This window comes from Parendozoicomonas sp. 209JJ7-1 (assembly GCF_058147085.1).
Genome location: NZ_JBYVJU010000005.1, coordinates 214,958 through 230,470, shown reverse-complemented (window position 1 = coordinate 230,470; position 15,513 = coordinate 214,958). Strand labels below are relative to the sequence as shown.

Annotated in this window: 15 protein-coding genes; 10 read left to right on the top strand and 5 right to left on the bottom strand. The window is 48.1% G+C overall.

Going from position 1 to position 15,513, the window contains the following annotated elements; translation table 11 throughout:
* The first annotated feature begins 3 nt into the window (after nucleotides 1-3).
* From ACY2RQ_RS07245 to ACY2RQ_RS07235, 3 genes are all read left to right on the top strand, one after another.
* The gene (locus ACY2RQ_RS07245; protein ID WP_490112287.1) at nucleotides 4-1,995 is read left to right on the top strand and encodes an NAD(P)-binding protein; all 1,992 of its coding nucleotides are present in this window, start codon (nucleotides 4-6) and stop codon (nucleotides 1,993-1,995) included.
* Nucleotides 1,996-2,141: 146 nt separating this feature from the next.
* Nucleotides 2,142-2,549, top strand: a complete 408-nt coding sequence (locus ACY2RQ_RS07240; RefSeq protein WP_490112286.1) for a DUF4345 family protein — start codon at nucleotides 2,142-2,144, stop codon at nucleotides 2,547-2,549.
* Between the two features lie 52 nt (nucleotides 2,550-2,601).
* Nucleotides 2,602-3,486 (top strand): SDR family NAD(P)-dependent oxidoreductase, encoded by an 885-nt coding sequence (locus ACY2RQ_RS07235; RefSeq protein ID WP_490112285.1) that lies wholly within the window; start codon nucleotides 2,602-2,604, stop codon nucleotides 3,484-3,486.
* Nucleotides 3,487-3,809: 323 nt separating this feature from the next.
* Here ACY2RQ_RS07235 and ACY2RQ_RS07230 read toward each other — a convergent pair whose 3' ends face one another.
* Entirely contained in the window at nucleotides 3,810-4,451 is a 642-nt protein-coding gene (locus tag ACY2RQ_RS07230; RefSeq protein WP_490112284.1) for a class I SAM-dependent methyltransferase, read from the bottom strand.
* Between the two features lie 232 nt (nucleotides 4,452-4,683).
* On the opposite strand from ACY2RQ_RS07230, the gene ACY2RQ_RS07225 reads away from it, so the two are divergent.
* The 3 genes from ACY2RQ_RS07225 (at nucleotide 4,684) to ACY2RQ_RS07215 (ending at nucleotide 7,556) form a co-directional block, all read left to right on the top strand.
* Nucleotides 4,684-5,214 carry a hypothetical protein gene (locus ACY2RQ_RS07225; protein WP_490112283.1) on the top strand — a complete coding sequence of 177 codons (531 nt, stop codon included), beginning with the start codon at nucleotides 4,684-4,686 and terminating at the stop codon, nucleotides 5,212-5,214.
* 311 nt (nucleotides 5,215-5,525) lie between these two features.
* Nucleotides 5,526-5,891: a diacylglycerol kinase gene (locus ACY2RQ_RS07220; protein WP_490112282.1), complete on the top strand. Its 366-nt coding sequence runs from the start codon at nucleotides 5,526-5,528 to the stop codon at nucleotides 5,889-5,891.
* 9 nt (nucleotides 5,892-5,900) lie between these two features.
* The gene (locus ACY2RQ_RS07215; RefSeq protein ID WP_490112281.1) at nucleotides 5,901-7,556 is read left to right on the top strand and encodes a phosphoethanolamine transferase; all 1,656 of its coding nucleotides are present in this window, start codon (nucleotides 5,901-5,903) and stop codon (nucleotides 7,554-7,556) included.
* Nucleotides 7,557-7,955: 399 nt separating this feature from the next.
* Here the strand turns inward: ACY2RQ_RS07215 and ACY2RQ_RS07210 are convergent, their stop codons facing one another.
* Entirely contained in the window at nucleotides 7,956-8,291 is a 336-nt protein-coding gene (locus tag ACY2RQ_RS07210; protein WP_490112280.1) for a hypothetical protein, read from the bottom strand.
* A gap of 339 nt (nucleotides 8,292-8,630) precedes the next feature.
* Between ACY2RQ_RS07210 and ACY2RQ_RS07205 the strand changes: the two genes are divergently transcribed.
* Nucleotides 8,631-8,762: a terminase gpA endonuclease subunit gene (locus ACY2RQ_RS07205; protein WP_490112307.1), complete on the top strand. Its 132-nt coding sequence runs from the start codon at nucleotides 8,631-8,633 to the stop codon at nucleotides 8,760-8,762.
* 19 nt (nucleotides 8,763-8,781) lie between these two features.
* On the opposite strand, the gene ACY2RQ_RS07200 is transcribed toward ACY2RQ_RS07205, so the two are convergent.
* A complete protein-coding gene (locus ACY2RQ_RS07200) occupies nucleotides 8,782-9,645 on the bottom strand; it encodes an ankyrin repeat domain-containing protein (RefSeq protein WP_490112279.1) in 864 nt (287 codons plus the stop codon).
* A gap of 599 nt (nucleotides 9,646-10,244) precedes the next feature.
* Between ACY2RQ_RS07200 and ACY2RQ_RS07195 the strand changes: the two genes are divergently transcribed.
* Nucleotides 10,245-10,376 carry a terminase gpA endonuclease subunit gene (locus tag ACY2RQ_RS07195; RefSeq protein WP_490112306.1) on the top strand — a complete coding sequence of 44 codons (132 nt, stop codon included), beginning with the start codon at nucleotides 10,245-10,247 and terminating at the stop codon, nucleotides 10,374-10,376.
* A gap of 19 nt (nucleotides 10,377-10,395) precedes the next feature.
* On the opposite strand, the gene ACY2RQ_RS07190 is transcribed toward ACY2RQ_RS07195, so the two are convergent.
* On the bottom strand, nucleotides 10,396-11,643 hold the full coding sequence (locus ACY2RQ_RS07190; RefSeq protein WP_490112278.1) for an ankyrin repeat domain-containing protein: 1,248 nt from the start codon (nucleotides 11,641-11,643) through the stop codon (nucleotides 10,396-10,398).
* 43 nt (nucleotides 11,644-11,686) lie between these two features.
* Here ACY2RQ_RS07190 and ACY2RQ_RS07185 point away from each other — a divergent pair, with 43 nt between their 5' ends.
* Together ACY2RQ_RS07185 and ACY2RQ_RS07180 are read left to right on the top strand one after the other, a co-directional pair.
* Complete coding sequence (locus tag ACY2RQ_RS07185; protein ID WP_490112277.1) at nucleotides 11,687-11,827, top strand: hypothetical protein; 141 nt, start codon at nucleotides 11,687-11,689, stop codon at nucleotides 11,825-11,827.
* Between the two features lie 32 nt (nucleotides 11,828-11,859).
* Entirely contained in the window at nucleotides 11,860-12,699 is an 840-nt protein-coding gene (locus ACY2RQ_RS07180) for a hypothetical protein (protein WP_490112276.1), read from the top strand.
* Nucleotides 12,700-13,402: 703 nt separating this feature from the next.
* Here the strand turns inward: ACY2RQ_RS07180 and ACY2RQ_RS07175 are convergent.
* Complete coding sequence (locus ACY2RQ_RS07175; RefSeq protein ID WP_490112275.1) at nucleotides 13,403-15,463, bottom strand: hypothetical protein; 2,061 nt, start codon at nucleotides 15,461-15,463, stop codon at nucleotides 13,403-13,405.
* Nucleotides 15,464-15,513 lie beyond the last annotated feature (50 nt).

The following is a 15,513-nucleotide window of genomic DNA, read 5'->3' as shown; positions in this document are numbered from 1 at the left end:
ATTATGAACGAGACAGATAAAAAGCTGGGCATGGATCGGCAGATTTCCCGCCGGGATTTTGTTCACGGTTTGGGTAAAGCAGCTGGTCTGGCAGCCTTGGCGGGTTCTGGTGCGATCTCCCTCACAGGTTGCTCCTCAGAAAAACCTCATCCCGAAGGTTTATTGTCTGGCGGACCTATTCCTGTGCCCCGTACCCCGGAACAATATCCGCCCTTACGTCAGGGCCTGCGCGGTAGCCAGCCCGGGGTGGAAAAAATCGGCCATAAGATGGGCTGGGAGCGTTTTCGTGACTGGGGCAAACCCGAGATCAGCGAAGAATATGACCTGGTGATTGTCGGCGGCGGCGCCGGTGGTTTGTCGGCGGCCTATTTTTATCTGCAGAAAAAACCGGATGCCAAAATCCTGATTATCGAAAACCATGATGACTTCGGTGGTCATGCCCGCAGAAACGAGTTTGAGGCCAATGGTCGTATGTTTATGGCCCATGGCGGCAGTGCCAACTATATGCCATTGGAAGAGGGGCACAGTGATGCCTCCTACGACATGCTGTCCGATCTCGGTGTGGAAATGGAGATCTTTGAAGAAACCTATGATGAGGATTTCTTTGACCGTCATAATTTAAAGGCGATGTACTACTTCGATAAACAAGCCTATGGCGCAGACAAACTGGTCCATGGACATTCCCACAACTTTTTAAATCCGGCACCCTTTGACGAGAGTGTCAGCTTTGAAGAGTCCGTTGCGCAAATGCCTTTCTCTGCGCAAGGGAAAAAGGAATTGCTGAACCTCTATACCATGAGCGAAGACATGACGCCGGGCGGCATCTTCGCAGAATACGACTTCCTGAGCAGCATTACCTACCGTGATTTCCTAACCAAATACGGTGGTATTAGCGACCCTGAGCTACTGGAATGGCTGTGTAAAATGTCTGCAGGCACAGGTAATCCGGGTAGCATCTGGCCGGCCTCCCTGGCGTTGTTGATGGCACTGCCTGGTATGGGGGCGACCAGCTTTCGCTGGATTAAAGAAAAGCGCTTCCAGAAGCTGATTAAAATGGCAAAGATGCACACCCAGCACTTCCCTGATGGCAATGCCACCATTACCCGGTTGCTGGTGCGCCGCATGATTCCCCACTCGGCGATGATTGGCAGCGACAAAATGGAAGATATCGCCGTTGAACGCTTTGATTACACCAAAATGGATGTTGAGGGCACCCCTTTACGGCTTCGCTTGAACAGTACCGTGGTCAATGTTGAACACGACGGTGACCCTGAAACAGCCGACAGCGTGTTAGTGAGTTATGTGCGTGATGACGTGACCTACAGAGTAAAAGCTAAAGACTGTATTCTGGCCTGTTATCACCATGTGATTCCCCACATGTGGCATGAAATGCCAGAAGAACAGGCCGAAGCCATGCGCGATACGGTGAAGCTGCCAGTGATTAGCGCCAACGTGCTGCTGCGTAACTGGGAGCCTTGGTACAAAGCCGGTGTTGGTGGCACCTACCATGGCAGTGAGAGCAGTATTTTTGGGCCTTCGCATATTGAATTTCCAGTCAGCCTGGGTGAGTACAACGCCACCCAGCGCCCGGAAGATCCGACCACCTTGTTTATGATGGGCTTGCCGCCGACGGATTCCTCTCTGACCCAGCGAGAACACATGAAGCAGGCGCGCTATAAAATGCTGGCTTTAAGCCTGGAAGATGTAGAGCGGGATATTCGACAACACTTATCAGGCATGATGGGGCCTTATGGCTTTGATCCAGCGGAAGACATTCTTGGCATTACCGTCAATCGTTGGCCACACGGTTATGTTTATCCGGCCAGTGTGATTTTTGACGGTGAATTTCCCGAAGGGAAGATGCCCCATGAAATCGCCCGTAAAGGATTGGGTCGAATTGCCGTGGCTAATGTTGACGCTTTTGCCTTTCCTTCCATGCCTGGCTCAATTACTGAGTCCTTCCGTGCAGTTAACGAAGTACTAGGAAGCAACTAGCAACTTGTTATTCAAAAGCTTCCCAACCCCCAACAGTCAATGAGGTACTGCTCTGCCCATTTCATAGGCGGTCAGTTTTCAGCTTGGCAACAGGGGGTAACCGTTATGCGTAATAGTGTCACTAATTTAATAATTGGAGTCATTTGATGTATTCAAAAACCTTAAAAACTGTTCTTGGTGTTTATATCCTGTTTGGTTTGGCTGCTATTCCTCTCCTGTTTGGAGGGGATCTGTATGAGTGGAAACCGGGCATGGCCGACGTGCTGGACCCAGAAGCCTTTGCCCGGTTCAGCGACGAAGCACGTTATTACTATGGGATGGCTGCGGCACTGCCGTTCATCTTTTTCTGGGGAATTTTAAAGCCCCTGGCTCGCCAGGAAGTTCTGTACACTGCCTTTTTTGTCGGCTTTGTCGGTGGCCTGGGTCGCATGAGTTATATGAGCCTTGAGCACATGCTGGAAGCTTACAATTTGTTTGTTGCGTTTTTGCAAGTGGGAATGCCCGCCATTGGTGCCTGGGCGTTATATAAGCTGTCTGAACAAGAGGCTGCCTGAATAGGCATGGCAACTGAATAGTACTTCTTCAATGATCAGGGCCAAGGGGATTATGGGTAATAACGATTTTAACGGTAAAGTCGCGCTAGTCACGGGTAGCACCGATGGTATCGGTCAGGGGATTGCCCTGGAGCTGGCCAGGCGCGGTTGCACTATTCATGCGATGGGCCGTACTCCCAGCCGGGGTGAGGCGATGTTGCAGCAGTTGCAGGAAATCAGCCCGGATAAAGACCACAAGCTGTTCCTTCTGGATCTGTCTTCCATTGAAGACAATCGTAAATTCCTCAATGACTATGTTGCAGAATATAAGCGGTTGGATTACCTGATCATGGGGGCTAACTACTTTATCGAACCAACCCCTTCGGTGGATGGTATTGATCGGCTATTTGTCACCGGAGCTCTATCCAAGTATATGTTTGGTGTGCGGCTCAATCCGCTACTGGCGAATACACCAGGCTCACAGGTATTTTACGTTAGTAGCCTGTCTCCGGTGTTTCAGTTGGCGCCGATTGAGTACGATAAGCTGTCTAATCCAGATTACAACACTTACAAATCGATCCGTCAGGTTGGTTTGGCCTGTGCCTTGATGTGCCTGTTTTATCAGCAAAACAACATCACACCCGTGCCCCATACCTTCTTTAATCCTGGCATGGTGAAGACCAGGGTAATGCAGGAAAAAGATTGGTTCACCCGTTTCTGGACTTCGTTATTTATGCCTAAGTCGCCTGCGCAAATCGGTACCATCGTCGTCGACTATTTTATGGCGACACAACCCGAGGATGAGGCAGGAAAAAACTACTTTGTCCGCAAAGAGCACAAAATGCCGAAGATCATCGCCCAAGGTGAAGCCTTATACGATAAGTTTATTGTTTATGCCGAAAGTAAGACGGGTATAAAACTTAACGAGATGAACGCAAGTCAAAGTCCAGAGAGCTGAGTATGACTTATCTGAGTATTTTCTTTTTAGGAATTCTTGATATTTTTCTGCCGCTTCCCGTGATTGCTGCAATGGAATGGTGGTGGGTGTGCAGTTATGGACATTGATTTACTACATTGCCTTTATTACCGGTAGTGCGCTGATCGATTCCGCCTTAGCCTAAGCTGATTCAACAAAACAAAGAACAATATAAAAACTTAGGCCTTACGCATTGGCAGCATGTTCTGAAATCTGATAATCGGCAAAAATGATTGTTTTTCAGGGGTGAAAGATTTGTCGTGGTGGAAACTGGTGCCGGTTCGATAATTGATCGCCTGTCCTGATCAACGTTTTCTAACGAGTGTCAGGCCATCCGCTACCGGTAAAAGGCTGATGTCTACACGTTCATCCACCAGTAATTGTTGATTTATCGCCCTGATGGCAAGGGTATCCTCGTCTTGGCAGTCAGGGTGAATAACGTTACCGCCCCACAGAACATTATCGATGACGATTAAGCCGCCCCCGCGGATCAGTTTCAGGCAAAGTTCATAATACTCTTGATAGCTGGCTTTGTCGGCATCTATAAAGGCGAAGTCAAATGTCTCTTGCTGGTTATCGGAAAGCAGCTGCTCCAGCGTTTGCAGTGCGGGAGCCAAATGCAGGCTGATTTTTTCACTGACCCCTGCCTGCTGCCAGTAACGCCTGGCAATGTCGGTAAACTCCTGACTGATATCGCAAGCTATAACTTCCCCATTTTCTGGCAAAGCAAGGGCCACGGCCAGCGTGCTGTAACCGGTAAAAACACCAATTTCAAGTGTGCGGCGTGCGTTGATCAGTTTGACCAGGAAGCTTATAAACTGACCCTGCTCAGGGGGAATTTGCATGCGAGCTTCTGACATGCTCTGGGTTTCTTCTCGAAGTTGTTTTTGCACCTTCGTTTCCCGGAGCGAGTGATTCAAGAGATATTGGTGAAGTGCATTGGTCATAATGAGTTTCTGGGTGAGCATGGTCATATCCCGACGAAGATAGGGATTCCTAACCATAGTGAAGGCAGGATCAGAATAACAGCTGGCTGGCCCCTGCTATCTCAAAATCAACGGTCGGGTGGTATATAGCCTGACGGATATCGAACCCCATATGGGCTCTGTTCACAATAAATGTTAGTAGCATGAGCTACACTTCTCTCCACCGGTTTCTGTCGTATATGGAACCATCGTCATGCAGCAGACACAATTTGAAGAGTTTCTGACATCTCTCAACACATTATCCCCTGAACAGCTGACCTGTTTGCACAACACCTTGCCGCCATGCCCGAAGGGGCCAGAAAGTGCGAACCACAGCCGCCTTCTTGAACGGCTGAAATATTATTTTGATCAGCATCCACGCTGTCCCCATTGTTCCTGTGAATCCCGCAAAGGACAGCGGGGATTGGGTGAAGAAGCCCGTAAACGGGGAGGCCGATCGAGGCGTAAGAAAAAGCCTGCTAATAAAGCAGAGAAAGCCAAAGCCGTAAGAAAAGTGCCGGTTATGGTGGCCTGCGACCGCCAGGATCATGTGACGGATGCTGTTCTTGAACATGTCAGCAACGATGAACTCTTTACGCAACTTGCCGAACGGATTTTTCCGGGGAGCACGTTGTGCACGGATGCTCATATGTCCCATGAAAAACTGGCCGATCAGCTCAATGTTACGTTGAAAGAGAATTCTGTAAAAACTATCACAAGCTTTTTGCTGATGAAGATTCTTTAAAAGGTATTTTTACTCCAACCTCCAAAAAAGCTTGTTGAACAATTTTTATAGTACCTGGCGACTGGATGTAGTTAGCCGCCAAAGGCGTCTTATCTAGACAACATAACAAATAGAAACAAGCACACAAGAACAGTTATACAGCTAATCATTTCACAGAAACAGAAACACAAAACATACACAAGAAACACAAAATACACACAAGAAACACTAGGATACAAAAAACTGTAGAAACCGAAGACGACAGCGTCAGTTATAGTTATTTATAATCCCGGCCCCTGAATTCACAAACTAAAATACTAAACAAATCTCTTATGAAGCCAGGAAAAACAGGATTCACGCGTATCCTGCATGCAACAGGATATTCCTGGAAAGGCATTCAAGCAGCTTGGAAATATGAAGCCGCGTTTCGGCAGGAAATTCTTCTGCTTATTATTGGAATGACCGTTTCATTCCTCCTTCCCATCAATAGGTACGAAGCCCTGGCCCTTATTGCCTGCTTTTTACTTGTAATTATCACCGAACTATTAAACTCCGCTATAGAAGCTGTTGTCGACAGGGTTGGCAGCGAATGGAATGAGTTAAGTGGCCGGGCCAAAGACATGGGTTCCGCTGCAGTTTCGGTATCTATAATCCTCGCTATATTTACCTGGCTTACAATTCTCGGTAATTTATTCTAATGGTGCTGTATGTATAAGTTTGGCAATAAGATTTTTAATAATAAGCTTTTTAATAAGAAATACACTTATGCAACCGTAACACTTTTACTTGCACTCTATTACACATTTGTTTTTAACTTTCCCGTTCTGTGGAAAATTAAAGAAATTCTTGAAGGTCTGGAAGCCTACAGCCTGGCTTTTGCCATATCCCTTCCATTCTTTTTCTTCTTCTTTCTCAGTTTTATTTTTAATCTGTTTACCTGGCCTTATATAACCAAGCCGATTTTTATTTTCCTTATTATAACAAGCAGTATGGTTCTCTATGCCACCGTCAACTATGGCATTTATTTTGACAGCGGTATGATTGAAAACATTGCTGAAACCAACAGCAGTGAAGCCACATCCTATATAAGCCTTTACTCTATCAGCTGGATTCTATTGGCCGGTGGTATTCCCTCACTCTTGCTGCTAAAGACTAATTTAACCATAGGAAAAAGCTTTCCACGTTTTCTGCTGGCCAAACTGGGAATTGCTGTACTGTCCATAGGCGGCATCCTGGTAATTGCCTCCTTTAGTCTGAAAGACTACTCCTCAATAGGACGCAATAACTCCTATTTAAGGAAGATGATGATTCCCACTCAGTATATGAATAGCGGAATCAAGTACATTAATGCCACCTATCTGACAACTCCACCGGCTTATAAAAAAATCGGTGAAGATGCTGTCGTAGAAAAGAGAAACCCTGCAACCAAACCAACACTCTTTGTTTTTGTTCTGGGTGAAACCGCTCGTGCACAGAACTACCAGTTAATGGGCTACTCAAGGCCGACTAACCCATTCACTGAGCAATACGATATAGTGCCATTCCAGTACGTAACCTCCTGCGGCACGGCAACAGCGCTCTCTGTCCCCTGTATGTTTTCACAACTGCCAAAAAGTGACTACGACAAGCAGACAGCCAATAACCAGGACAACTTCCTGGATATTATGAAACGGGCAGGCATCTCTCTGCTATGGCTGGAAAATGATGGCGGTGATAAGGGTGTTGCACGAAACATAAAGAACATTGAAATCAACCATCATGAGAAGAATGAGTTCTGCAATGGTAATACCTGCTACGATATGGCTTTATTGCAGGGCTTTGACGAAAATGTACAAAGCATGAAAGGTGATAAACTGATTGCCCTTCACCTGATTGGCAGTCATGGCCCAACCTATTTCCAGCGCTATCCAAAAGAGATGGAGGCATTTACTCCTGCCTGTGATCGGAGTGATATAGAGAACTGCAGTAATGAGCTGATTACCAACACTTACGATAACACCATCCGCTATACGGATTATGTTCTGTCAGAAGTGATCAAAAAGCTGAAAGCTTATGAAGGCAAGTACAATGTTGGCCTGTTCTATATCTCCGATCATGGTGAATCCCTGGGAGAAAATGGCCTGTATCTTCATGGTATGCCCTATAAGCTGGCTCCAGAACATCAAACCAATATTCCAATGATCACCTGGTTCTCCAAAGGGTTCGCCCAGCAGAAAAATATTGATATGCAGTGCCTGAGGAAAGCGGCTGCAACGCAGCAATACTCCCAGGATAATTTGTTCCATTCCATGCTGGGCATTATGGATATCAAGACAAGCGCCAAAGATCCAGATCTGGATATATTCAACGCCTGCAGACAGTAAACTCGCCTCTGTCTATGGGCTATGGGAACACCTCGACTTTTGCTGTTGGGGTGTTCCCGCAATAAAGTCCAGAACTTCACCGTTCCAGCAAATCCTTTCGAAACAATCAATAATCGCGGATGAGATGTGCGTTTGCTGTCATAAATTAGCATATGTACAGCTCCATCATCAGCCCGTGGTACTGTGCGGCTGTATTTTCGGCCAAGAATCCGAAACTTGTGAGCTCCGGCTTTAAGAGGCAGTTCCACCCGATACTGGTTTTTACCGAGAAACGTAAACTCATGAGATTCAATCAGACTGCCGGTCAGCTTCAACCGTTTATGTCTGGGTTTGCCCGGCCGCCCATCTTTTAACAGCTTTTCTAATCGAGCCATTTCCTTACGGGCATAGGCAATGGTTTCACGATCCAGCGCATCTCAGGCTGTGCTCGGCCATACGCAGGGACAGTTCCGCCCGCTCACTGCCCTTACCCGTCAACTGTTTCTGCCGGGCTTGCTGATACAGGGTTTCAGCCGCTCTCAGGCGCTGCCGGTCAGGATCGAATTTTTCCTGGACGCGAATGCGCTTGTACTGGTAGGCATGATGTTCATTCTCCAGCACTTCCAGTTCTGAGAGATGGTTTTCCATGGCTTGCTGATAACGGTCAAGGGCATCCTGTTCCTGCACCAGGCTTGCAGATAAAACCGCAGATAAACAGAACCCCGCAGGTGCGGGGTTCAGATTCTCGGTCAGCATTTTGTTCTTCTTATTATTTTTCTTATTCTTTTTTCTTATTGTTGTTCTGTTTGTTGTTTTTCTAATTGCCTTTGAATCTTGTTACTCGGGTCCTACTCTTGGGGAAGTTTTTCTTGTAACCCGTCTGGCAAGATTCTCTTCCGGAATCTTTTGCCTGTTTGCACTCTGTCTATTGCAGGCGGTGTGCCAGAAACCCTGTTTCCTTTGATACCAGGGTCTGCAGCCGAATCCGGAATGGTTCCGTTATCAGAACACTGTTACATAGATCACAAAGTGCTACCGCAGGTGTTACACGTCAGGTGTAGCAGGTAACACACGTGCGTACCAAGTCAGGCAGGAATTCCCCTGGACATCACTCTGAATGAAACATTATGCCCATGGCCGGTTGAAACCCTCACCTGCGGGGTGGATGTTCAGGATGACCGGATTGCGTTTGAAGTGGTGGGCTGGGGCGCGGGAGAGGAGAGCTGACCGTGGCACCAGCCGTAAATCAGCGATGCTTACCGTGAAGTGTCAGCCGTTTCATTAACGATATTAATCCATTTGGGAGACTGGATCTGGATATAGAATCAACTATCGGATCAAAGCAGCTCGTAGAGTGACATTCTTTTTCTACCATCAGTTTTCTTTCCAATTTCCACTGGTTTGCAGATAATTTCAAAAGATCGATGATTGACTGGTAAGAATCATATCTTTCAGGGTTGGATATTCTCAGGAAGGGCTGACCCTGTCTGGCTGCTGTCCGAGGGCTTTTACTGAAAACATAACCAAAGCGCCATTTTATTGTTGGATCAGCCCCGGCTTCTATAAGAACCTTGACCACATCGGCATGCCCATTCAGGCTGGCTATATACAGAGACGTTACGCCCTCATCTGTGATTTGGTTAAGATCTGCATTACCCTTGATAAGATAATCCACCACCTCAGCGTGCCCATTCTGACTGGCCCTATATAGAGCCGTTGTACCATTATCTGCGGCCTGGCTAACATTTGCGCCAGCCTTGATAAGGAGACTTACCACCTCAAAATGGCCTTCCTGAGCCGAAACAGAAAGACCTGATAACTTATTCCCGGTTCGGCCACTAATAAATTCCTCGTTTGGGTTAAAGTTTTCCTGCGCTAACCAATATTCTGCAATATCAACACGCCCTTGCCGACAAGCGGCCAGGAACTGGTGTTCCCGGTACTTCTGTTCGAAAGCAGGTTCATCATCCCAGTCTGGAGCGTTCTTCCACCCCGCCTGAGCAGGCAGAGCGACACAGAGGCTGAGAAAAAACCAGAGGCTGAGAAAAAACCAGAGGCTGAGAAAAAATAGTGCATAGGAAAATACACCTTGTGCATGGTTTTTTTTCATAGACCTCCACTCCTCTATGCATACTGAAAAAGGACAGAAGGTATGGCCATTAACAAAGAAAAAAACAAGTTATTTGAATCCCAAAGGCTCTCCGACGAGGACGGCGGCTGGGCCAAGAGGCGCGACTGGACTATGAGGAGCTGGAAGAGACTCTGAAAGCGCTGATGACACACTCCAGATAAAACCGCAGATAAACAAAACCCCGCAGATGCGGGGTTCAGATTCTCGGTCAGCGTTTTGTTCTTCTTATTATTTTTCTTATTCTTTTTTCTTATTGTTGTTCTGTTTGTTGTTCTGTTTGTTGTTTTTCTAATTGCCTTTGAATCTTGTTACTCGGGTCCTGCTCTTGGGGAAGCTTTTCTTGTAACCCGTCTGGCAAGATTCTCTTCCGGAATCTTTTGCCTGTTTGCACTCTGTCTATTGCAGGCGGTGTGCCAGAAATCCTGTTTCCTTTGATACCAGGGTCTGCAGCCGAATCCGGAATGGTTCCGTTATCAGAACACTGTTACATAGATCACAAAGTGCTACCCCAAGTGTTACTGAAAACGTTACACGGCACCTGTAGCAGGTAACACACGTGCGTACCAAATCAGGCAGGAATTCCCCTGGACATCACTCTGAATGAAACATTATGCCCATTGCTTGCTGAAACCCTTACCTGGAGGGTGGATGTTCAGGATGACCGGATTGCGTTTGAAGTGGTGGGCTGGGGCGCGGGAGAGGAGAGCTGACCGTGGCACCAGCCGTAAATCAGCGATGCTTACCGTGAAGTGTCAGCCGTTTCATTAACGATATTAATCCATTTGGGAGACTGGATCTGGATATAGAATCAACTATCGGATCAAAGCAGCTCGTAGAGTGACATTCTTTTTCTGCTATCAGTTTCCTTTCCAATTTCCACTGGTTTGCAGATGATTTCAAAAGATCGATGATTGTCTGGTAAGAATCATATTTTGCAGGGTTGAGTGTTCTCAGGAAGGGCTGGCCTAGCCTGGCTGCTGTCCTAGGGCTTTTACTGAAACCATAACCATAGTGCAATTTCATTGTTGGATCAGTCCCGGCCTCAACAAGTATGCGGACGACCTCGGCATGGCCATTCTGACTGGCCTGGAACAGAGGTGTGGCTCCGTTCCAGGTTTGATTCAGATCAACCCCATCGGCAGCAAGAAGACGCCTGAGCACCTCGATATGACCGTTATTACTGGCCATGAGCAGAGGTGTGGCTCTGTCATTGCGGGCCTGATTCACATCAACCCCGGCATCAACAAGTATGCGAACGACCTCGGCATGGCCCTTCTGAGCGGCTATAAACAGAGGCGTTACACCAGTAGTCTTGGCTTGATTCAGATCAGCCCCACCTTTAACAAGTGCATCAACAAGTATTTGAACGACCTCGAGATGGCCATTCTGACTGGCCTGGAACAGAGGTGTGGCTCCGTTCCAGGTTTGATTCAAATCAGCCCCGGCAGCAACAAGTATGCGAACGGCATCAGCATGGCCATTCTGACTGGCCTGGAACAGAGGTGTGGCTCCCTTCCAGGTTTGATTCATATCAGCCCCGGCATCAACAAGTATGCGGACGATCTCGGTATGACCATTCTGACTGGCCAGGAACAGAGGTGTGGCTCCCTTCAAGGTTTGATTCACATCAACCCCACCGGCATCAACGAGTATATGAACGACCTCAGAATGACCACAATTAACCGCCATATACAGACCTGATCTCTTTTCCTTGCTTGCGCCGCTGACAAACTCCTCACTGGGGTTAAAACCCTCCTGAGCCAACCAGTATTTCACAATATCAACACGCCCTTTCCGACAGGCGGCCAGGAACTGGTGCTCTTGAGGGTATGTCTGATTGAAATCAGGCTCCCCTTCCCAATCTGGCGCACCCCTCCAGTCGGCTCTCCCAAGCCCGGCCTGCATCAAAAGAACCGCCAACAAACCGAGGAAAAATAGCGCATAGGAACATGCAGCCTGTGAACCAACTCTTTTCATAGCACTCCTCTTCACCACACTTATGTTAAAAGGGACAGAAGGTATGGCCATCAATCAGGAAAATATCAAGTTGTTCGAATCCCAAAGGCTCTCCGGCGAAGACGGCGGCCGGGCCACCGGTGATGTGGTGGATGGGCAGGTGAACAATCTGTTTCGGGGCAATAGCATGACTATTCTCAGCTGATTTCCTGAAGCTATCTTTCTGTGAGGCAGAACATGTTTGGGAAGAAAGCGACTGCTGTATTACTCCTTGTTTTTATTTATTTTTTTATTATATCTGCGCAGGCAGGTATTCAGCCCACTGACCTGGATGGCCATCCTGTCCCTGAAGGTCGGCCGCTGGTCATCAGTACCGACTGGTCATACCGGACATGGGTAAAATATTTTCCGGTGATGAAGGAAGACGCAAACCTTGTAGGATTCCTTAACATACTGGCCATCGATAAGTCCCATGGTAACGAGGTACTGATGAACCCGGAAAGTTCTGATGAAATCAACGCGGAAAAGTCATCTATTCGAAGGACCAGGGCTCAGATCGAACTTATAACAAGGGGTGATAATCCTCTGTCATTCAATGGCAGAGTAGTGATTGATGCCCACGGGGATGAGAGTGGCTCAATTACCATGGGCATAGATGGTGAGCCCCTGAAGTATGGAGGAAAAGAGTTCGGTAACCTTCTGGGGCAATTTATAAAAGACGCAGGGCTGAAAGTCAGCAGACTGGACTTTATGACCTGCCATGGAAAAGCCGTTTCCGATGGTGTCAAGAGAGGCCTGGAAGAGCAGCAAATTTCAGATATTTCCGTCAGGGCCTTTAATACAGAAAAGATTGTGGCCCCCAATGCTGAAGCCACGGAGGAAGGCATTTATATCCGCAATCTGAGAATCCCCAACGAAGCAACTGGGGATGACTACGTGGGTTCAGTCAGTGATTTTATCGTCCGGGGAACACTTCCGGAGGGTATGCCCGAAGAGCTGTTTATTGATGCAAAATTGGGAACCCCTGCGACGGTTCAGAACCCCCCGGCTGATACCAGCAGGCAATGTTCAGATTGAAGGAATCAAGAGGAATAAAGAGGAATAAAAGGGTCGGAGTAAATAAAAAGGTAAAGACGGGGTAAATCTTGCTTGAATCCAGCTTCAAGTGCACTCACTTCCATCAATGCCGAACGTAAGAATGGTGATCCGGAAATCACCATCTATAGCCACAGGGACACTCACCGGAATTGAGCTTTCTCATATGCTGCGAAAAGGTCAATATCCAGATTAAGAATCAACGACGCCGTGGGAGTATTTTCACTCCCTAACACCTGTCAGGGCAATGGTATTTATCAAGACAGTCTTGTTTGCACCTGGCGACACAGGGTCCATCAATAGCTGATTTTCCAGAATGGTAATGTGTTGTGCACTGGCCAACACAGCCATCCTGACATTTTGTGCATTGTGTATGGTTACAGTCGTCTGTTTCCGTTGAGGTTTCTACCCAGTCATAAGCAGAAACAACAGAAGCCGATAGGAACAGGTAAAACAGGGAGTGTTTTAAAACGGTCATGATATTCACCACTGTTTATCATAGCGGCAGTAGTTTAGCCATCGTGAGGTTTGGAGTACTGGATATTCTGGCGAGGAAACGATGGCATCTGGTTTTCAGGACGCAGTACTGATTGGCTTTGTATGAAAAAATCCCGCTGTAGATAGCAGCAGCGGGGTTTTTGTAAATAACTCTGAGTTATTTTCAGGTGCTCAAGAATTCAGATGCTCAAGAGTATTGAATTGTGCCTTTGACCAGATCCTGGCGCAGAATATCAAAGGCTATACACTCACCACTGCCGCCAAAGCGAGCCTTTTCATATGCAGCAACAACCGAGTGAAGATTTTTCCTGTCCACATCTGCCTGCGCTGTTTTTATCTGGGTGTAATCGGTTTGCAGGCCGGTTTGAGTAATGGTTTTGCCAAGATCGCCCTTGGGGGCGTTGATCATATAATTGTTTGCATCTGACACTTCTGCCTGGGAACCGAATACAACCTTGAGAGGATTTTTCCGCAGATGTTCTCCCCGGGTGAAGTAGGCTGACTCCAGGGAGACTTTGCCGACTTCTTCCATTGATACGGGCTGGTAGCCGGCAAAACCGGCGGTACGCATTTTCCGGCTGGGGTCTATCAGGGCGTCGCCTTCTGCATCCATGCCGGCGATAAGGGCGGCTATACGAGTTTGATTATCAAGATACACCTGATCCACTTCTCCCCGTGATGCCTGCCTGTTCAGGAAATTGATAAACTCCTGCATATTGCGGGTGTGTACGGAGCCCATTTTCGGGTCATGATGTTTCATGGCTTCCCCCAGACCGTGGATGGCGGGCGCGACAATCAGGTCGTATCCTGCGAGCAGGGCACCCCGGGGTGAGATTACAGTATCAAAGCCAAGGCTGGAGCCTAAGCCAACGGTCGCGCCGGTGGTGGATGAGAAGGATATTCGATCCAGTGTGGCTCTGGCTTTTATGGAACCTTCTATTCCCACACCGGCACTGAAAGACTCCTGGGCCTGCAGGCTGATAATACTAATATGCCGGGAAGGGTGGTTGAGGCTCAGGGTTTGGTTGGAGCCGACTTGAAAGCCTGCCAGAGCCTGGCCGCCAATATCCATGCCGAAGCCTTTGCCGTTCAGGAAAACCTTCAGTTCTCCACTGGCCTTGGCACCGGCCATAAGGTCGCCTGTGAGTTCGATATCCATTGTCTGGCCAAAGGTGACGCCGGCTTTGCCTGACATTTTTACCGCCACCTCCACTTCTCCTTCCAGGCTGGCTTTGGCGATATTGAAAGATCCAGAGGTACTTTTATTATCGCTTGCAAGATCGGTAGTGGTTTTTCCCGCGAATCCCGTGGTTGCCGTACCGCTGGCAGAGCCTCCGGCTCTGGCGGTTGCGCTGCCCTGGAGGTGGCCTTCTATCAGTTTGAATTTATCTCCCATAAGCCTGCGCATGTATTCTGTTTTGACTTTGCAGGTGCGGACAATTTCGTAATCAAACTCTGCGCTGGCTTTGGTCTCCGCCCCCAGGCCAAAGTTTGCGGCAGCCACCAGCTTATCGGCCCTGGCCTGGGCATCGGCTGTTGCCTCGGCGCTGGCGGTGGCCATAACAGCGGCTTTAACCTGATGTTCAAAACCGCCGAATGTGGTTTTTCGGCCGCTGTCATAACTGAGATTGATGGCTGCTGAAGCGTTGGCTGAGGCACTGGCTTTTACGCCTGCGTCTGCGCGACCGGCACTGGCTGTCGCAGTTTTTTCCACTTCTGCGGAACGGTTAACCGGGGAGCGTTTCTGGTTGCCCCGGTATTTGCAGACCAGAAGTTGCGCTGAGGCGGCGAGAACTTCGCACTGGAGTCGGGAAACTGTGAGTTCGGTAATGGTGTTGACCTTCAGCAGTTTGTCCTGCTTGAGAATGCGCATGAGTTCGAGCTTGTCTTTCAGTATCCTGCGAATTCTGCTGTTTTGAATAAGTCTGCCTACACGCTGCTGCTCTGCCAGTGTTGGGTGATAGACATCGATATGTTCGGGGAAGTGGGTTTTGGCGGCGAGCATCATGATGATCCACTTTTTGTGGGCCATGATTTTCTGTTCGTCTACTGTCTGCAGGTCGGCTTCCAGTGCCGTATATAGAGTGTCGATGGCCTCTTGCCAGTGTTCCACGCGAGTTTCCCTCAAATAATGCCAACTGGCCATGCTTTTGGCCCAAACATCCACCAGAGCGGTGAATTCGGTATCCGGAATGCTCAGTACACCGGATGGATATTTCTCAGGGTTTATGACTTCAGAAAAGCGCATGGGCGTCTCCTGGCAGGGGCTGTTATCCGTATGTTTAGCAGTCCTTTCAG

Bases quoted from the DNA above. Each gene is read 5' to 3' on its own strand.
- ACY2RQ_RS07210 (WP_490112280.1), bottom strand. From the start codon at position 8,291: ATGCTGACCGAGAATCTGAACCCCGCACCTGCGGGGTTCTGTTTATCT.
- ACY2RQ_RS07215 (WP_490112281.1), top strand. From the start codon at position 5,901: ATGTATAAGTTTGGCAATAAGATTTTTAATAATAAGCTTTTTAATAAG.
- ACY2RQ_RS07200 (WP_490112279.1), bottom strand. From the start codon at position 9,645: ATGAAAAAAAACCATGCACAAGGTGTATTTTCCTATGCACTATTTTTT.
- ACY2RQ_RS07220 (WP_490112282.1), top strand. From the start codon at position 5,526: ATGAAGCCAGGAAAAACAGGATTCACGCGTATCCTGCATGCAACAGGA.
- ACY2RQ_RS07240 (WP_490112286.1), top strand. From the start codon at position 2,142: ATGTATTCAAAAACCTTAAAAACTGTTCTTGGTGTTTATATCCTGTTT.
- ACY2RQ_RS07180 (WP_490112276.1), top strand. From the start codon at position 11,860: ATGTTTGGGAAGAAAGCGACTGCTGTATTACTCCTTGTTTTTATTTAT.
- ACY2RQ_RS07230 (WP_490112284.1), bottom strand. From the start codon at position 4,451: ATGACCAATGCACTTCACCAATATCTCTTGAATCACTCGCTCCGGGAA.
- ACY2RQ_RS07225 (WP_490112283.1), top strand. From the start codon at position 4,684: ATGCAGCAGACACAATTTGAAGAGTTTCTGACATCTCTCAACACATTA.
- ACY2RQ_RS07175 (WP_490112275.1), bottom strand. From the start codon at position 15,463: ATGCGCTTTTCTGAAGTCATAAACCCTGAGAAATATCCATCCGGTGTA.
- ACY2RQ_RS07235 (WP_490112285.1), top strand. From the start codon at position 2,602: ATGGGTAATAACGATTTTAACGGTAAAGTCGCGCTAGTCACGGGTAGC.
- ACY2RQ_RS07190 (WP_490112278.1), bottom strand. From the start codon at position 11,643: ATGAAAAGAGTTGGTTCACAGGCTGCATGTTCCTATGCGCTATTTTTC.
- ACY2RQ_RS07185 (WP_490112277.1), top strand. From the start codon at position 11,687: ATGGCCATCAATCAGGAAAATATCAAGTTGTTCGAATCCCAAAGGCTC.
- ACY2RQ_RS07245 (WP_490112287.1), top strand. From the start codon at position 4: ATGAACGAGACAGATAAAAAGCTGGGCATGGATCGGCAGATTTCCCGC.